At 62.1% G+C, this 18,100-nt stretch carries 15 protein-coding genes; 9 read left to right on the forward strand and 6 right to left on the reverse strand.

Annotation, left to right across the window (positions count from 1 at the left end; translation table 11 throughout):
- Nucleotides 1–58: 58 nt before the first annotated feature.
- Nucleotides 59–1,318, forward strand: a complete 1,260-nt coding sequence (locus tag L0G76_RS07865) for an aspartate aminotransferase type Ic (protein ID WP_304356743.1) — start codon at nt 59–61, stop codon at nt 1,316–1,318.
- A 95-nt stretch (nt 1,319–1,413) separates the two neighbouring features.
- Here L0G76_RS07865 and L0G76_RS07870 read toward each other — a convergent pair whose 3' ends face one another.
- Genes L0G76_RS07870 through L0G76_RS07880 form a run of 3 tightly spaced genes read right to left on the reverse strand, consistent with a single transcriptional unit; the run spans nt 1,414 to nt 6,211 of the window.
- Nucleotides 1,414–2,268, reverse strand: coding sequence for a 3-hydroxybutyryl-CoA dehydrogenase (locus L0G76_RS07870; protein ID WP_304356744.1), 855 nt, complete (start codon nt 2,266–2,268; stop codon nt 1,414–1,416).
- Nucleotides 2,269–2,310: 42 nt separating this feature from the next.
- Nucleotides 2,311–2,817 carry a peptide deformylase gene (locus L0G76_RS07875; RefSeq protein ID WP_304356745.1) on the reverse strand — a complete coding sequence of 169 codons (507 nt, stop codon included), beginning with the start codon at nt 2,815–2,817 and terminating at the stop codon, nt 2,311–2,313.
- Nucleotides 2,810–6,211, reverse strand: coding sequence for a pyruvate carboxylase (locus L0G76_RS07880; protein WP_304356746.1), 3,402 nt, complete (start codon nt 6,209–6,211; stop codon nt 2,810–2,812). The genes L0G76_RS07875 and L0G76_RS07880 overlap by 8 nt, the downstream gene beginning before the upstream one ends.
- Before the next feature lie 175 nt (nt 6,212–6,386).
- Here L0G76_RS07880 and L0G76_RS07885 point away from each other — a divergent pair, with 175 nt between their 5' ends.
- A complete protein-coding gene (locus tag L0G76_RS07885) occupies nt 6,387–7,199 on the forward strand; it encodes a ParA family protein (RefSeq protein ID WP_304356747.1) in 813 nt (270 codons plus the stop codon).
- Nucleotides 7,200–7,393: 194 nt separating this feature from the next.
- On the opposite strand, the gene L0G76_RS07890 is transcribed toward L0G76_RS07885, so the two are convergent.
- On the reverse strand, nt 7,394–7,975 hold the full coding sequence (locus tag L0G76_RS07890; RefSeq protein WP_304356748.1) for a MerR family transcriptional regulator: 582 nt from the start codon (nt 7,973–7,975) through the stop codon (nt 7,394–7,396).
- Nucleotides 7,976–8,215: 240 nt separating this feature from the next.
- Entirely contained in the window at nt 8,216–8,995 is a 780-nt protein-coding gene (locus tag L0G76_RS07895) for a lysophospholipid acyltransferase family protein (RefSeq protein WP_304356749.1), read from the reverse strand.
- Between the two features lie 86 nt (nt 8,996–9,081).
- Between L0G76_RS07895 and L0G76_RS07900 the strand changes: the two genes are divergently transcribed.
- From L0G76_RS07900 to L0G76_RS07910, 3 genes are read left to right on the forward strand one after another with little or no spacing between them, the layout of a single operon-like run.
- The gene (locus L0G76_RS07900; protein WP_304356750.1) at nt 9,082–9,873 is read left to right on the forward strand and encodes an alpha/beta hydrolase; all 792 of its coding nucleotides are present in this window, start codon (nt 9,082–9,084) and stop codon (nt 9,871–9,873) included.
- Between the two features lie 29 nt (nt 9,874–9,902).
- Nucleotides 9,903–10,325, forward strand: a complete 423-nt coding sequence (locus L0G76_RS07905) for a hypothetical protein (RefSeq protein WP_304356751.1) — start codon at nt 9,903–9,905, stop codon at nt 10,323–10,325.
- A gap of 53 nt (nt 10,326–10,378) precedes the next feature.
- Nucleotides 10,379–12,124, forward strand: coding sequence for a DEDD exonuclease domain-containing protein (locus tag L0G76_RS07910; protein WP_304356752.1), 1,746 nt, complete (start codon nt 10,379–10,381; stop codon nt 12,122–12,124).
- On the opposite strand, the gene trpD is transcribed toward L0G76_RS07910, so the two are convergent.
- Entirely contained in the window at nt 12,092–13,213 is a 1,122-nt protein-coding gene (trpD, locus tag L0G76_RS07915; RefSeq protein ID WP_304356753.1) for an anthranilate phosphoribosyltransferase, read from the reverse strand. The genes L0G76_RS07910 and trpD overlap by 33 nt on opposite strands.
- A gap of 180 nt (nt 13,214–13,393) precedes the next feature.
- Between trpD and ctaE the strand changes: the two genes are divergently transcribed.
- The 4 genes from ctaE to qcrB are packed head-to-tail and all read left to right on the forward strand — an operon-like array spanning nt 13,394 to nt 17,626.
- Complete coding sequence (gene ctaE, locus L0G76_RS07920; RefSeq protein ID WP_487246998.1) at nt 13,394–14,068, forward strand: aa3-type cytochrome oxidase subunit III; 675 nt, start codon at nt 13,394–13,396, stop codon at nt 14,066–14,068.
- A gap of 57 nt (nt 14,069–14,125) precedes the next feature.
- Nucleotides 14,126–14,911 carry a cytochrome bc1 complex diheme cytochrome c subunit gene (gene qcrC / locus L0G76_RS07925; protein ID WP_304356754.1) on the forward strand — a complete coding sequence of 262 codons (786 nt, stop codon included), beginning with the start codon at nt 14,126–14,128 and terminating at the stop codon, nt 14,909–14,911.
- 49 nt (nt 14,912–14,960) lie between these two features.
- Nucleotides 14,961–16,004, forward strand: a complete 1,044-nt coding sequence (qcrA, locus tag L0G76_RS07930; protein WP_304356755.1) for a cytochrome bc1 complex Rieske iron-sulfur subunit — start codon at nt 14,961–14,963, stop codon at nt 16,002–16,004.
- Complete coding sequence (gene qcrB, locus L0G76_RS07935; protein ID WP_304356756.1) at nt 16,001–17,626, forward strand: cytochrome bc1 complex cytochrome b subunit; 1,626 nt, start codon at nt 16,001–16,003, stop codon at nt 17,624–17,626. The genes qcrA and qcrB overlap by 4 nt, the downstream gene beginning before the upstream one ends.
- Nucleotides 17,627–18,100 lie beyond the last annotated feature (474 nt).

Consider the following 18,100-nt stretch of genomic DNA (forward strand, 5'->3'; position numbering starts at 1 on the left):
CGAGCCGGGAAATGACTAGGATGGCTGTACGGTCAAACAACAGTGACAAGGAGCATCGATGTCCCCCACTTCCGAGCTGCAGGCAGAACTGGAGAGCGCTTCTGGCGCCTATGAGGAATTCGCGTCTCGCGGGTTGAAGCTCGATATCACCCGAGGCAAGCCGGCAAGTGAGCAACTTGACCTTTCGGCGGATCTTCTCAGCGCAGTCACCGGGGACGATGTCATGACTCCGAGCGGCGTCGACACCCGCAACTACGGGGGGCTGGATGGAATCGTCGAGCTGCGTGAGCTCTTCTCTCCCCTGCTCAAGGTGCCTTCGGACCAACTGTTGGCTGGGGGCAATGCCTCACTGACCCTCATGGCCCAGGCGCTGACCTTCGCCCTCATGCACGGAACCGTCGGTGACTCACGCCCTTGGGGGCAGGGACCGCATAAGCTCATCTGTCCGGTCCCCGGATACGATCGGCACTTCACTCTGGCCGAGTCTCTGGGCTTCGAGCTCCTGAGCATCCCGATGGACTCCGAAGGCCCCATCGTCGCCGAGGCACAGCGTCTGGCTGCGGATGAGACGGTCAAGGGCATGTGGCTGGTGCCCATGTACTCGAATCCGACCGGCATCACGATCACCGAGGGACGAGCTCGGGAGCTCGCGGCGATGCCTGCGGCGGCACCCGACTTCACACTGCTGTGGGACAACGCCTACGGACTCCACCACCTGCGCGAGCAGCACCCCGAAGTGCTCGACATCCTCAGCATCTGCGCCGAAGCCGGACACCCGGAACGCCCATGGATCTTCGCCTCGACGTCGAAGATCACTCATGCCGGTGCCGGAGTCTCCTTCTTCGGTGCAGGGCCGGAGACCAGTGGTTGGTTCCGGGCGAATCTCTCGAAGATCTCGATCGGTCCCGATAAGGTCAACCAGCTGCGCCATCTGCGCTTCTTCTCCGACCCGGCGGGAGTCGAGGAGCACATGCGCCAGCACGCGAAGATCATTGCCCCGAAATTCGACGCCGTGTTGGACACTCTTGAGCGGGGGCTGGGCGGCAGAGACCTGGCACAGTGGACTGAACCCGACGGCGGGTACTTCATCACCCTGACCACCTTGGAGGGCACCGCGGATCGGATTGTGAAATTGGCCGCCGAGGCGGGGGTCAAGCTGACCCCGGCCGGTGCCACCCACCCCTATGGGTTGGATCCGCACAACAACATCATCCGCATCGCCCCGACCATGCCCGCTGTCGAGGACGTGGAATTGGCTGCGCAGGGCCTCGTGGCCTGTGTGAAGCTGGCCAGCTACGAGAAGCTCCTGGCCGGCTGAGGTCGCCGCTTGGCCGAATCAGGCCTGAATGCAAGAACTCCTGGTCGGTGCATTCACCGGCCAGGAGTTCTTTGACTGTGCTGTTGCGAACAGCCTCAGTATTCGTAGAAGCCGCGACCGGACTTGACGCCCAGCAGGCCGGCATCGACCATGCGAGAGAGCAGCACCGGAGGCTTGGCCGCAGGGTCACCGGTCTCCGAGTAGATGCTCTCCGCCGCGTACAGGCAGGTGTCGAGGCCCACCAGATCGACCAATGAGATCGGCCCCATCGGGTGCGCGCAGCCGCCCACCATCCCAGCGTCGATGTCTTCCTTGGTGGCGAACCCGGACTCGAGCATGCGGATGGCACTGCACAGGTACGGAATGAGCAGTGCGTTGACGATGAAACCGGGACGGTCCTGAGCCTGGATCGGATTCTTGCCCAGCACCTCGGCGACAAAATCCGTGACCGTCTCACGCACCGAATCGGCGGTGAGTACGGAGGAGACGATCTCGACAAGAGGTTGGACCGGGGCCGGGTTGAAGAAATGAACCCCGAGAACCCGCTCCGGACGTGATGTCGACTGTGCGAACCGGATGATCGGCATCGACGAGGTGTTCGAGGCGAGAATCGCCTCGGGATCCGTCACGACCGCGTCGAGTTCGGCGAAGATCGACTTCTTGATGTCCTCGTTCTCGCTCGCGGCCTCGATGACCAGTTGGCGATCGCCGAGTTCGGCGATGTCAGTGGTGAATCGCAATCTGCCCAGGGCTGCGTCCCGGGCCCCGGAATCGAGCTTTCCCTTCTCGACCGCACGGGTCAAGGACTTCTCGATGCGAGCACGGCCCGCGGCGGAGGCCTCATCGTTGATCTCACGGACGATGACGTCGAGCCCCGACTTCGCGAGCACCTCGGCGATGCCGGCGCCCATGAGTCCGCTGCCGATGACTGCGGTGCGTTGAATGCCCATTAGCTGCTCCATTTCGTGTATGTGTCTGTTCGTCCATGTGTGTCACGGCTGCCTGGCGAGGAACCAGTCCGAACCGCGGATGGCCTTCATGGCTTCGCGACGACGCTCCTTGGGCAGGGTCTGGACGTAGACCTGCCCGTCGAGGTGAGCCACCTCGTGCTGGAGCATCTGAGCGAAGATCTCCGTGCCGGAGATCTCCACCGGTGAGTTCTCCGCGTCCACGCCGCGCACACGAGCGAACTCGTAGCGCGGCGTGGGGAAGAACAGTCCAGGGACGGAGAGGCAACCCTCCTCGATTTCGCGCAGCTGCCCACCGACCTCGACAACCTCGGGGTTGATGACATATCCCGTACGACCGTCAAGGTCATAGCCGAATGCCCGTACGCCGACGCCGATCTGCGGTGCCGCGACAGCGGCCCGACCCTCCGGCAGTGACGTGTCCACGAGGTCCTGGGCCAGCGCTCTGAGCCCTTCGTCGAAGACGGTGACCAGCGCGCACGAACTGCGCAGCACCGGATCACCCCACAGGCGGATGTCTCGCTCAGCCATCGATGACCACGACTAGGTCGCCGCCTTCGAGCTGCTGGACGTTGCCGATGGCGATACGCGAGACTGTGCCGGCCGTCTGAGTGGTGATGGAGGCTTCCATCTTCATAGCCTCGATCGTCGCGACAGTCGCACCGGCCTCGACACGATCCCCCTCTTCGACCTGCAGTGTGACGACGCCTGCGAACGGGCTTGCCACGTGACCGGACTGGGAAGGATCGGCCTTCTCCGCTGTCTTGACGTCGCTTTCGACCGCACGGTCGCGCACCTGGAGCGGACGCAGCTGACCGTTGAGGGTGAACATCACCGATCGCATGCCGCGCTCGTCGGTGCCGCTGATCGCCTGCACGCCGATGAGGAGGTCCTTGCCCTTCGACAGTTCGACCGCGTGCTCCTCGCCCGCAGTCAGACCGTAGAGGTACTCCGAGGTCTCGACAACGGACAGATCGCCGTAGTCCGCGCGCATCTGCTCGAACTCCCTGGTCGGGCCGGGGAACAGGAGCGAGTTGAGCTTTGCCTGACGTGCGGTGCCCGGCGTCTCCAGGGCTGCCGCATCCTCGGGCGCAAGGTCTTCGGACACGGCGTTGTGCCTACGTCCGGCCAGCGCCTTCGTCCGGAACGGCTCGGGCCATCCGCCCGGAGGATCACCGAGGTCGCCGTTGAGGAAGCCGATCACCGAGTCAGGGATGTCGAACCTGTCCGGATTCTCTGCGAACTCCTCCGGGTCGACTCCGGCACCGACGAGGTGGAGAGCGAGGTCTCCGACGACCTTCGACGACGGGGTGACCTTGACGAGGTGGCCGAGGATCGCATCCGCTGCCGCGTACATGCGCTCGATATCCTCGAACCGCTCCCCCAGGCCCAGAGCAACGGCCTGCTGGCGCAGGTTGGACAGCTGGCCGCCCGGGATCTCGTGCCGGTAGACGCGCCCGGTCGGTCCGGGCAGTCCGGACTCGAAGGGTGCGTAGACCTTGCGGACCGATTCCCAATACGGTTCGAGATCGCTGACCGCATTGAGACTGATCCCGGTGTCGCGTTCGGTGTTCTCGAACGCCGCCACCAGAGCGGACAGGCTCGGTTGACTGGTCGTCCCGGCCATGGCGGCAGATGCCCCATCGACGGCGTCGGCACCGGCTGCCGCGGCAGCGCAGAGAGTTGCCAACTGGCCACCGGCGGTGTCGTGAGTGTGGACGTGGACGGGAAGATCGAAGTTCTCCCGCAGGGCCGTGACGAGTTTCGTCGCAGCAGCAGGGCGGAGCAGTCCGGCCATGTCCTTGATCGCGAGCACATGTGCGCCGGCGGCGACGATCTGCTCGGCCAGCTTCAGGTAGTAGTCGAGCGTGTAGAGCTTTTCTCGCGGATCGAGGATGTCGGAGGTGTAGCACAGGGCAACCTCGGCGACCGTGGTGTTCGTGGCTCGAACGGCTTCGATGGCCGGCCGCATCTGTTCGACATCGTTGAGGGCGTCGAAGATGCGGAAGATGTCGATGCCGGTGCGGGCCGCCTCATCGACGAAGGCATCGGTGACCTGGGTCGGGTACGGGGTGTAACCGACCGTGTTGCGACCGCGCAGAAGCATCTGCAGGTTGATGTTGGGCACGGCCGAGCGCAGCGCGGCCAACCGCTCCCAGGGATCCTCACCGAGGAAGCGCAGCGCCACATCGTAGGTGGCCCCGCCCCAGGCTTCGATGCTGAGCAGCTCAGGTGTCATCCGGGAGACGTGTCCGGCGACGGCGAGCAGGTCCCGGGTGCGCACACGGGTGGCGAGCAGAGACTGGTGAGCATCGCGGAAGGTGGTGTCGGTGACGGCCAGAGGAGTCTGGTTCCGCAGTGCCTGAGCGAAGCCCGCAGGACCGGCGTCGAGGAGCCGATCGCGACTTCCCGGCATCGGATCTGCGTCGAGGTCGATTTGGGGAAGCTTCTCCCCCGGGCGGATGCGCACACTGGGCTCGCCGTTGGGACGGTTGACCGTGACGTCGGCCAGGTAGTCGAGGATCTTCGAACCGCGATCGGCACTGACGCGAGCGTCGAGCAGGTGCGGGCGCTCCTCGATGAATGAGGTCGCGAGATCTCCGGCGATGAATGACTCATCTTCGAGCACGGCACGCAGGAACCCGATGTTCGACGAGACACCGCGGATCCGGAACTCGGCAAGTGCCCGACGAGCGCGCGAGATCGCCTGACCGAAGTCGCGACCACGGCAGGTGAGCTTGACGAGCATCGAGTCGAAGTGTGCGCTGACTGCGGCACCGGCATGCACTGTCCCACCGTCGAGTCGCACACCGGCACCACCCGCCGAGCGGTACGCGGTGATGGTCCCGGTGTCGGGACGGAAGGAATTGGCCGGATCCTCGGTGGTGATGCGGCACTGGAGGGCGGCGCCCTTGATTCGCATCTCGTCCTGAGTCAGGCCGATCTCAGCCAGAGTATCCCCCGATGCGACGCGCATCTGGGAGGCGACCAGATCGATGTCCGTGATCTCCTCTGTGACCGTGTGCTCAACCTGAATGCGCGGGTTCATCTCGATGAAGACATGCTGTCCCTTGCGCGGACCATCGGTCTCGAGGAGGAACTCGACGGTTCCCGCGTTCTGGTAACCGAGAGCCTTGGCGAACTTCAGCGCATCCGCGTGCAGGGCGTCGGCGATTGCCGGGTCCAGGTTCGGAGCCGGTGCGATCTCGACGACCTTCTGGTGACGGCGCTGGACGGAGCAGTCGCGTTCGAAGAGGTGAATCGCATTCGAGTCGTTGTCAGCGAGGACCTGTACCTCGATGTGACGCGGACGCTGCACTGCCTGTTCGATGAAGACCGTGGGATCGCCGAAGGCTCCCTCTGCTTCGCGCATCGCGGCTTTGAGTGCATCCTCCAGCTGTGAGGCGTCGCCGACTCGGCGCATGCCGCGCCCACCGCCGCCGGCAACTGCCTTGACGAAGAGCGGGTACTCCATGGATTCCGCATCGGCCAGCAGCTGGGCGATGTCGGCAGAGGGACGCGTCGAGTCGAGCACGGGAATTCCGGCATTGCGTGCGGCTGTCAGAGCCTGCACTTTGTTGCCGGCAAGCTCGAGCACATCGGCCTCGGGGCCGACGAAGGTGATTCCTGCGTCTTGGCAGGCTCGCGCCAGGTCGGGATTCTCCGACAGGAAGCCGTAGCCGGGGTAGATTGCGTCGGCCCCGGATTCCTGAGCAACGCGCAACATCTCTTCGACACTGAGGTAGGCACGAACGGGGTGCCCTTCCTGGCCGATCATATAGGCCTCATCGGCCTTCATCCGGTGTTCGGAGTTCCGATCCTCATAGGGGAAAACAGCGACAGTGGAGGCGCCGAGTTCGTACGCTGCACGGAACGCGCGAACGGCAATCTCACCACGATTTGCCACAAGAACTTTAGAGAACATCTGTGTCTCACACTTCTGTATCGATCGCCTGAGGGCGATAGTCGACGGGCTGTCGAGGAACCACTCTACTCAGTGACCTGGAGCACTCGAATACAGGGGGTCCCATTTTCACTCGGCTGCCACGCCCGGCGTGGTCGTGACTGCTCAGCCCGGCCCGATACGTTAACGTAGGAGCGTGCTTGTCCTAAGTATCAGCAGCCTCAAAGGCGGAGTCGGTAAGACGTCCGTGACACTCGGTCTTGCCTCGGCCGCTTACAACCGGGGAATTCCGACCTTGGTCGTCGACATGGATCCCCAAGCGGACTCATCGACCGGCCTTGACGTCCCGACCTCGACGCGTGTCGACATCGCCGATGTGCTCGCTGCTCCGAAGTCCCAGAAAATCCTGTCCGAGGCGATCATCCCCTCCGGGTGGGTGGGCGACAAGCTCGGGCAACTTGACGTGATCTCCGGTTCTCCCAGAGCTGCGGAATTCGACCGCCCTTCGTTGTCGGAGCGATACCTCCGGCGCCTTGAAGACGCGCTGAGTCGGGTCGCTCAAGGCTATCGGCTCGTTCTCATCGATTGCCCACCGAGCCTCAATGGGCTCACACGCACCGCGTGGACTGCCAGCAGCCGCGTCGCAGTGGTGACCGAACCCAGCCTCTTCTCTGTCGCGGCCGCCGATCGTGCGCTTCGGGCGGCAGACGAGCTGCGCCAACGAGGGACATCCGACATCCAGCCACTGGGTCTCGTGGTCAATCGGGTGCGTGCGGGTTCGAATGAACATGACTATCGCATCACTGAGATGCGGGAGATGTTCGGGCCTTTGGTGCTCAATCCGCCGCTGGCCGAACGTGCGGTGATGCAGCAGGCCCAGGGTTCTGCCCGCCCGATCCACTCCTGGCCCGGCAAACCGGCAGAAGAAGTGGCAACGTCGTTCGACACTTTGCTGGAACGGGCTCTGCGCTCGGAGAATATCCGATCGCGCAAGCCTCAGGATCAATAAGCCTCGAGCAGCGCTCGAGGGGCATGTCGTGACGCTGTGCTGTCGCGACAGAGCATGGTGTGTTGCTTGATTGCCTTTGACGAAGTATTGCCTGTGATGAAATTGAGTATGGCCCGTCCTTTCGGACGGGCCACACTCATCAATCCCCCATGGTGCCCCCGGGCAGGGCAGCCCGGCGTCCGGGCGCAGGTTGTTCAGCCGAGCTTCTGCGCCCTTCGCTGCGCGAGTTCGTCCATCTCGACGATGGCGGAATCGTCTTCAGGAAGACGTTCGCTCGGCAATTCGGACAGGCTTCCTTCGACTTCGTTCCAGACGCGCCCCACTGCAATGCCGAAGACTCCCTGTCCGCCCTGCAGGAGGTCGACGACCTCGTCGGGCGAAGTGCACTCGAAGACGCTGGCCCCGTCGGACATGAGAGTGATCTGCGAGAGATCCTGCACTCCGCGTGAACGCAGGTGATCGACCGCGGTGCGGATCGACGCCAGACCGACGCCGGTGTCGAGGAGTCGCTTGACGATCTTGAGGACAAGGATGTCGCGGAAACTGTAGAGTCGCTGGCTGCCGGATCCGGTTGCATTGCGGATCGACGGGGTCACCAGGTCGGTGCGGGCCCAGTAGTCGAGTCGACGGTAGCTGATGCCGATGACCTTGCACACGGTCGGGCCACGGTATCCAGCCTCTTCATCGAGGACAGGCAGATCATCATCGAACAACAGTCCTTGAGCGGCTGGCGGTATCGGCGTCGGTTCGACGCTTTCATGACTTGAGCGGTTCACACCGACTCCTCCTTATAGTCCCTGGGGGAAGCGAAGATCGCTTTGAAGGGCAGAGAACATTTCCATTCTAGCTCTCTTCTCAGCGAACCTACAGTGGGATTCAACATCTCCAAGCTATTCTTCCGGGCCTTCCAGGACAAACACCTCAAGGTAACAATTTGCGCGTGTCGCCGTTATCGCAGTATTCGAACAGCTGATTGACCATTACATCAACGGTTCGCGGTCTCAGCCGGACCCGGTTCAGTCGGACCCGGACTGCGATTGGTCATCCTCGCCCTCGGCGGAACTCTGTGGCTTCTGGTCCTCATTCTTCTTGTCCTCTGCCTTCTTCGGTTTGGAACTGGTGAGGAGCTTGGTTTTGACCGTCGACGCGTACTTGTCGACGTACTCCTGCCCGGACAGCCGCATGATCTCGTACATGATCTCGTCGGTGACGGAGCGCAGGAGGAATCTGTCGTTCGGCAGCCCCTCATATTTGGAGAAGTCCATCGAGGACCCGAACACGATCCCGACCCGGCGGAATTTGGGAATCAGACGGCCAGGGGGCTGAATCTTGTCGGTGCCGATGATCGCAACGGGAATCACAGGGGCACCGGACTCGAGGACAAGGCGTGCGACACCGGTGCGACCCCGGTAGAGCTTGCCGTCCGGTGATCGCGTGCCCTCCGGATAGATTCCCAGAGAGTTGCCCTCCCCCAGGACCTTGAGACCGGATTCCAAAGACGCCTGGGAACCGGATCCTCCAGCTCTGTCCATCGGCAGCTGGTTGTTGAGTTTGAAGAACCAGCGGGTGATGGCACCTTTGAGGCCACGGCCGGTGAAATAGTCCTTCTTCGCCAGGTAGACGACCGGGCGGGGAGCAAGCAGGGGAACGAAGATCGAGTCCATGAAGTGATTGTGGTTTCCCGCGATGATCGCAGGACCATCGGATGGGAGGTTGTCCAGCCCGCGCACCCAGGGACGGAAGAGAATGCGCAGAATGGGTCCGGCCACGACTCGCTTGAGAAACCAGTAGAACACGAGCACCCTTCCCTGTCACGACTCTTTGTCGTCCTCGGACATCATATATCGACACGATCACCGCACATTCATGCCATGCTGAAGCTATGGAGATCGACTTCTCACCACAATCGGTGCCGACTGCACCTTACCGTCAGATCGTTCCGGCCTCTGCGTCTGCTGTGCTGTTTCTCCACGGGATCACCGGTTCGCCTGCCGCGTGGTTCCCCATCGCCCGGGCCATACAACGTCAGGGAATCAGCGTCAGCGTGCCGCTGCTTCCCGGCCACGGAACGCGCTGGCAGGACCTGAATGCCACGACCTGGGCTGATTGGCTGGATGCCGCGAAAGCAGAATTCCAGGCACTCTCCCGGACTCATTCCCGGGTAGTGGTGGCCGGCTTGTCGATGGGCGGCGCACTCGCGTTGGCACTGGGCGCCGGCGATGAGCCACCCGACGAACTCGTCCTCATCAACCCGGCCCTCTACATCGACTCCCCGCTGACCCCGGTACTGCCGGTCCTCAAGCACGTCGTCACCTCGGTGCCGGCGATCGCCGGAGACATCGCGCATCCGGACCGCTGCGAGTATGCCTACGACCGCACACCTGTCGCCGCTATCGCCTCGTTCGCTTCGGCCCAGAAGACGCTTCGCGACGATCTGTGGCGGATCGAGTGCCCGGTCTCACTCTTCGTCTCGGGCCGTGACAGCGTTGTCGGTCCGCGAACCCTCCGGACCCTGCGTTCGCGTCTGTCCCAGCGACCGGAGATCATATCCCTGCGTCAGTCCCGGCACGTGGCCACCTTGGACAACGACGCGGACACGATCGCCGAGGCGGTCCTTGAGAAAACGACATCCGCCGCTCGATCGGCGGCAGGAACCCCCGGAGTCGGGGAATAGAGACAACGAGAAGATTGCTGATAGTGGACATGGACGACGAGAAGAACGAGGACTGGCGCAACCAGGTTCCCGAGTCCGAGCGGATCGGTGATTCTTCGCGCATCAGTGACAGCCACTGGGAGGATCTTGTCAATCAGATTGCCGAGCCCAGCGCCATGATGGGTGATATGCCTGTTGAAGAGGTCAGGGAGAGACTCGAAGAGGAAGAGGGCTGGGAGCCCGGGCCGGCGGAACCCATCGGCTGGCGCACCGCCTCGCCGACTCTGATGCTCTCGGTGATCGCGACGTTCGGCGCTGTCCTCCTGTTGGTCCTCGGTGCGATCTTCTTCCGCCCACTGCCCGGCTGGTTTCTGTTGATCGGAATTGCTGTCGGCCTCGGCGGAGCAGTCGGCCTGTTCTTCCATCTCCCCACGAGTCGTTCGTCCGACGGAGACAACGGCGCCTCGGTGTGATGCCGCAGTCGACCGACGGTCCCATGTCACGGGCGGGTGAAAGGCTGGGCCACATGCCCATCCCATTCGACCGATCACCCACGGCAGTCGATTCCTCGCAGCTGTCGTTCGACAGCCTCGGTACGCCTCTTCACGAGGTCACATTCGTCATCGTCGACCTCGAGACAACGGGCACTCATGCCGGCAAGTCGGAGATCACGGAGATCGGTGCGATCAAGACGCGCGGCGGTGAGGTGCTCGGAGAGTTCCAGTCCCTGGTCAAGCCCGAGGAATCGGTGATCAGCCCCTTCGTGGCGCGACTGACCGGCATCACACACGCCATGGTCGATGATGCTCCCTCGATTCGCTCTGTCCTGCCGAGCTTTTTGGAGTTCTCCGTTGGTGCGGTCCTGGTTGCACACAATGCTCCCTTCGACATCGGCTTCCTCCGCTCCGCGTGTGAGAAGCTCGACTACCACTGGCCCCAGCCGACCGTCCTCGACACCGTCGCCCTGTCCCGACGAGTAGTGAGTCGCGATGAGGTCCGCAACCACAAACTGTCGACTCTCGCCGCTCACTTCGGAACCGAGGTCTCCCCCGACCACAGGGCACTCTCCGATGCCAAGGCCACCGGAGAGCTGCTGCACCGGGTGCTGGAGCGATTCGGCGGCTATGGCATCACAACTCTCGAAGAGCTGGCCACGGTGCGCCAGGCCGGATGGGCGAAGCGGCAAGCCAAATCACATCTGGCCAAGGGGGTTCCGGCCGAACCTGGCGTCTACATGTTCCTCGATGGAACTCGACGAGTCCTCTACATCGGCAAATCCGGCAATATGGCGCGCCGAGTCCGGGGCTACTTCAACGCTTCGGAGAACCGCGGCCGGATGGCTGAGATGATCACAGCAGCTCAGGAGGTCAGCTGCCTGCCATGCGCGCACGCGCTCGAGGCCGAGGTCAGGGAGATTCGCCTGATCGGAGAACTCGCCCCGCCCTATAACCGTCGTTCGAAGAACCCCGAACGCAATTCCTGGATCGTTCTCAGCGATGAGGCATATCCCCGCCTGTCGGTCGTCCGTTCGAACACCGCATTGGAGAAGTCGCCCGCCACTCCCCTGGGCCCGTTCCGGTCACGCAAGACGGCCCAAGCGGTGAAGGAGCTTCTCGACACCCTCTATCCCGTCAAACGATGCACGGCGAAGATCACCTCCGCCACTCTCGGATCGCACCGCCCGTGCGTGAGTTCCCAGGTCGGGCAGTGCGGAGGTCCCTGCGCCGGCGTGACCGACAGGCAGGCGTACCTGGCCGACATCAGCGATCTGTTCGCGGTCATGGACGGTGACTTCTCAACGCTGCGTAATCTGTGCACGCAGAGAATGTCGAGGTTGGCCACCGAAGCCAGGTATGAGACAGCCGCCGAGGTGCGCGATGCCATGCGTTCGGGACTGGCAAACGCCGCACGGGCCGAGTCCGTTCGTGCTCTGCGAGATATTCCTGAGATCCTTGCGCACGCTCCGGGACCCGAAGGAGGGTTCGATCTCGCCGTCATCCGATATGGGAAGCTGGCCGCCGCTGCACACTCCCGTGGCTCGTGGGGAATCGACGAGGCCTTCGTTGCCATTCGCGCGACCGCGGAATGGGTTCCTGCACCAGGGAAGCTTCCGGCAGCATCCGACTCTTTGGCGGAAGAGACCAGGCTCCTGTCCCAATGGCTGCAGTCGGCAACACTGGCCTCGATGCAGGGAGCTTGGGCGCTTCCCTGCACCGGGGCCAACTACCACGCGCAGGAGTCAGGGACGGTTCGTCTCGGCGACCCTGTGTGAGACCGCAATCAGCTGATCGAGCTTCTGCGCGCCGAGACCGGCATCGACCGTCTCTTCCGCAATGGTCAGCTTCGCCGCCATTCGCTCGGTCAGGCTCCCCACCGCAGACTCATCGGCCGCGACGAGTGCCGCTGCTGTATTGATGAGCACGATGTCGCGCACCGCGGACTTCTCTCCGTTGAGCACCGACCGGGTGATCTCAGCGTTCTGTTCGGGCCCGCCGCCGCGCAGCTCGTTCTTCGTGACACGCTCGAAGCCCAGGTCAAGGGCATCGAAGGTCATATGTTCGACTTCGCCGTGGCGAATCTCCCACACATCGTTGACGTCGGTGTTGCTCAGTTCGTCCAGACCGTCGCGCGACCGGAACACGAGCGCCTGGTGGCCCCTTTTGGCCAATGTGCCGACAACCAAGGGAGCCATCTGGGCGTCGGCGACTCCGATCGCAGTATGACGGGCACGAGCCGGGTTCGTCAGCGGGCCGAGGATATTGAACGCGGTCGGAACGCTGATCTGCCGACGCACCGCCGCCACGAACTGCATCGACGGGTGGAAGACATTGGCGAAGCAGAATGCCAGGCCGACTTCCTTCGCGATGAGCCCGGTCTGCTCCGGCGTGATGTCGAAGCGAACGCCGAGAGCTTCGAGCACATCGGCGGAGCCGGAGGCCGAGGATGTCGCGCGGTTGCCATGCTTGACGACGCGCTGGCCGCTTGCGGAGATGATCATCGCTGCGGTTGAGGAGATGTTGGCCGTCTTCGCCCGATCACCGCCGGTGCCGACGATGTCGACGGAATCCTCGAGACCCGGCAACTGCACGGCGTGGTCCATCATAGCGGAGACCAAGCCGGCGATCTCAGCGACAGTTTCGCCCTTCGTGTGGTGTGCCACGAGAAATGCGGCCATTGTCACATCGGGCGTCTGACCAGACATGATCTGGTCCATTGCCCAGGCGGCGGCAGACTCGTCGAGATCCTGTTGATGCATGAGCGACATCAGCAGATCCGGCCAACTGTAGGTGGCGCCCTGAGGTGTGGTTCGGAACCCGGAATCCTGTGTTTCCGGGCTTGTCGTACGCGGTGTCTCCGTCATCCGAATGAACTCTCCTTAAAGGACTTCCACCACCTCTGAGCACGAGATGGAACTTACCTGCGGCATCCTATCCTGTCTTCGACACGCGGGGGCCGGGTGCTCCGAAGACGAGATTCCGGCACCAAATCAAGGTTTTCGCTACACCGTGTAGAAAAATATTCGTCGAAACCTGGGTAAAAGATGAAAACTCACCCCGAGACGAGTAATAATGGGGTTGTGTCAACTGCCACTGCATCTCAAACAGCGCCAGCACATCCGGTTGTCAATCGTCCGAATGTGACCACGGTGGGCTTCATCGTGTTCCTCGCGAGCGACCTGATGTTCTTTGCCGCGCTCTTCGCCATGTACTTCACCATTCGATCCGTCGTGCCCGGACTATGGGAGACCCAGACCGAGCTTCTGGACATTCCCTATGCGCTCGGCAATACGCTCATTCTGGTGTCGTCTTCATTCACCTGCCAGCTGGGCGTCTTCGCGGCAGAGAGGTTCCGGCCGCGCAGGACGGGCTCTCTGTTCAACATCGCCAAATGGGGAATGGTCGAGTGGTTCTACCTCACCTTCCTGCTGGGTGCGGTCTTCGTCGCCGGTCAGGTGATGGAGTACGCCACCCTGGTCAGCGAGGGCCTTGCCATCGACACAGATGGCTATGGTTCGGTCTTCTATCTGACCACCGGGTTCCACGGCATTCACGTGACTATCGGGCTCATCTGCTTCCTGCTCGTGATCGGACGAGCATACGGAGCCAAGAAGTTCGGTCACCACGAAGCCACATTCGCGATTTGCGTGTCCTACTATTGGCACTTCGTCGACGTCGTCTGGGTCGGTCTCTTCGGAGTCATCTACCTCCTCCAGTAGACGGCTCGAGATGCACGGCCATTCGGACTCACAACATTTAAAGCAAAGGACGATCACGTGAAGCTTTTAGCAGATCGCCGCAGGCATCCAATGGCACTGGTTGTGCTGCTCTTGGTGGGCTTGCTGCTGACTGGCGGAGCCTATGCACTCTTCACCCAGACATCGAGCGCAAAGGCAGAGACTGCCAGCTCCTCGGATATCGAAGAAGGCCAAAAACTCTTCGCCGCGAACTGCGCAACATGCCACGGCCTCAGTGGCGAGGGTTCGAAATCCGGACCAGGGCTCATCGGCGTCGGTGCAGCAGCAGTCGACTTCCAGGTCGGAACCGGACGCATGCCCCTGCAGGCCAACGGACCGCAGGCGCGGGCCAAGGAATCGCAGTTCAATGACGAGCAGACGGCACAGCTCGCCGCCTACGTCGCATCGCTAGGCCCTGGCCCTGCGATTCCGGAGGAAGAGAACCTCGACGGATCCAAGGGCGATCCTGCTGCAGGCGGCAGTCTCTTTCGCACCAACTGCGCGATGTGCCACAACGTGGTCGGCGCCGGCGGCGCTCTGACACGGGGCAAATACGCTCCGAACCTGTCAGAGGTCTCCGACAAGCACATCTACGAAGCAATGCAGACCGGCCCACAGAACATGCCGATCTTCAACGACGCGAACCTGACTCCCGATGACAAGCGCGACGTGATCGCCTATGTCAACGAGGTGTCGGAGACGCCCTCACCCGGTGGATTCAAACTCGGATCGCTGGGACCTGTGGCCGAGGGACTCTTCATCTGGTTCTTCGGACTCAGTGCAGTCATCGGACTGACAGTGTGGCTGTCATCCAGGTCGAAGTGAGTCAGCCAATGTCGTTCAGTAACCACCACGAGAAAAGACGGGGAATTCAATGACCTCGAAAGACCACTTCGGCGGCGGCAGCCAGCTCGAGGAGTTGAATGGGTTCACGAACCCGGGGCTGCCGGAACACAAGCCGCGGATCGCTGACCGTGATCCGAAAGCCGCGAAGGTAGCCGAACGACAGATAGCGGCGTGGTTCATCCTGTCGATGGTCGGAACCATCTGGTTCATCGTCTCCTACTTCCTGTTCACCCCAGGTGAGACGATGCAGAGCATCCGTATCCACAACACCTCCGTTGGCCTCGGTGCCGCTGTGGCGATGTTCTCCATCGGCGCCGGTGCCGTGCTGTGGGCGAAGAACCTCATGAGCGATCACGAGGGTATCGACGAACGTCACGACATCGGTGGCAGCGAAGAGGATCAGGCTGTTGCGCTCGAGATCCTGCATCAGGCGAAGGAGGAGTCGGGAATCGCCCGCCGTCCGCTCCTGCGCAACACACTGATCGCGGCTCTTGCCATCGCTCCCCTGCCTGCCGTCCTCGTCTTCCGTGATCTGGGCCCGCTGCCCGGGGACAAGATGTTCAATACCCTCTGGGGCGAAGGCGTGCGCCTGATTCAGGATCCGGGCGGTATTCCATCCATGGAATCCGAACGTCCCATCAAGGCAGAAGATGTCACCATCGGTTCGGCCTATCACGTGTTGCCGTCCGGCATCGGCGATGAAGAGAATGCTGAACACCCACTGAATGAGAAGGCCAAGGCTGCCGTTCTCCTCATGCGCATCGATCCCAAGGAACTCAAAGAGGAACCGGATCGCAAAGACTGGTCGCACGACGGCATCGTCGCGTACTCGAAGATCTGCACCCACGTCGGTTGCCCCGTTGCTCTGTACGAGCACCAGACGCACCACCTGCTCTGCCCGTGCCACCAGTCGACGTTCGATGTGACCGAACACTGCAAGGTCATCTTCGGCCCGGCCAAGCGTCCACTCCCGCAGCTGCCCATCTCGGTCGACAGCGACGGCTTCCTGGTCGCACAGTCGGACTTCCCTGAGCCCGTCGGACCTACGTTCTGGGAGATCAATCACCCATGAGTACTACACAACCCACAACCACCGTCGGGAAGGCTGCGAACTTCGCCGAAACACGAGCCGGGGCTTCGGTCCTGGTGCGCGAATTCGGACGCAAGATCTTTCCTTCCCACTGGTCGTTCATGCTCGGCGAGGTCGCTCTCTACAGCTTCATCATCGTCATCATCTCCGGAACGTTCCTCACCTTCTTCTTCACGCCCGCAATGGGCGAGATGCATTATGAAGGTCCCTGGGCGCCATTGCGCGGTGTCGAGATCTCGGAGGCGTACAACTCGACTCTGGCGATATCGTTCGAAATTCGCGGCGGTCTGTTCATCCGTCAGATGCACCACTGGGGTGCATTGCTCTTCGTCGCTGCGCTGAGCATCCACATGCTGCGTGTGTTCTTCACCGGCGCGTTCCGTCGCCCCCGCGAGCTCAACTGGATCGTCGGTGTGCTCCTCGTCATCATGGGTATGGCCGCTGGATTCACCGGCTACTCGCTGCCCGATGATCTGCTCTCGGGCAACGGTCTGCGGATCATTGACGGTATCGTCAAGTCACTGCCCCTGGTCGGAACGTATCTCTCATTCTTCATCTTCGGCGGCGAGTTCCCCGGCACCGACATCGTCGCCAGGCTCTACTCGCTGCACATCATGATCGTTCCGGCGCTCCTGATCGCTCTGATCGGCATCCACCTGGTGTTCGTCGTCGTGCACAAGCACACGCAGTACCCAGGTTCCGGCAACACTGAGAAGAACGTCGTCGGTGAGCCTGTCCTGCCGACGTTCGCGGCCAAGGGCGGAGGATTCTTCTTCCTCATCTTCGGTCTCCTCTCCCTGATCTCGGCACTGTTCACGATCAACCCGATCTGGAACTACGGACCGTACGACCCATCGCCGGTCTCGGCGGGCACACAGCCGGACTGGTATATCGGTTGGGCAGACGGATTCCTGCGCATCGTTCCAGGTTGGCTCGAGTTCTACATCGCAGGTTGGCCGATCTCGCTGAATATCAACAGCGCGGTCATTGTCATGGGCGGCGTCTTCGGTGCGATGTTCATCTATCCGTTCTTCGAGTCCTGGCTGCTCAAGGACAAACGTGAACACCACATCCTCGATCGTCCACGCAACAATCCCACGCGTACCGCCATCGGTGTTGCAGGTGTCGTCTTCTACTGCAACATGTGGGCCGCTGCCTCGGGCGACATCATCGCCGTGTTCTTCCAGATGTCCCTCAACGATATGATCTACATCTATCGCATTCTGTTCTTCGTCGGACCGATCCTCGGCTACATGATCACGAAGCGCATGTGCATCGCTCTGCAGCGCAAGGATCGTGAGATCGCGTTGCATGGTCGGGAGACGGCGAATATCATCCGACTCCCCCACGGAGAGTTCCTCGAACGTCACGAGGCACTGCCACCGCACAAGCTGTGGAAGCTGACCGCATTCGAATCGCCGTCGTACACACCGGCGGAGCCGAATGCCGATGGTAAGATCACCGGACTCGAGAAGTTCCGTGCCAGGCTTTCGAAGTTCTTCTTCGAAGACCGTGTCACACCGGTGACGAAGCAGGAGCTCGAAGCATCGCATCACGACCATGATTCGGTCGAGTCAGGCGATCATAAGCAGCTCGGTCACTGATCGAGACAGGTTTCATATCGGCTCGTCCTGACGGATCGGACGACTGATTGAGGGGTCCAGCATGTTTGCTGGGCCCCTCAATCGTGTCGCCAGCACTATTGATCCTCGTTTTCCCAATCGGCAGCTGCCCTCCTGCGGACAGGCTTCGCGCCCGTGTTGGTCAGCAGTGCTGCCCACAAGTGGACGGCCGCTCATCCCACACACATGCGCAGTGGGATCTCCCTTGCAGTTCCAGGACACTGAACACTCCGGGCGGAGAGGCAATCGGTCGCGCTCGGCCTATCCCCCAGCGGGATTGTCACGTTGCCGATTCACAGCAGAGACTTCAACAGCCACCGCTGGCCCCGACACCCGCTCTGCAGTTGGACGAGGACGTGCTGCCGAGCGTACGAGGGCGCGTATGGATCGGCGGGCCCGACTCAACTGCTTCATGCGGATCTGTTCGTTCGAATGGCCATGGCCATGTGAGACGAC

The organism is Brevibacterium picturae (assembly GCF_030453725.1).
Classification (GTDB): Bacteria; Actinomycetota; Actinomycetes; order Actinomycetales; family Brevibacteriaceae; genus Brevibacterium; species Brevibacterium sandarakinum_A.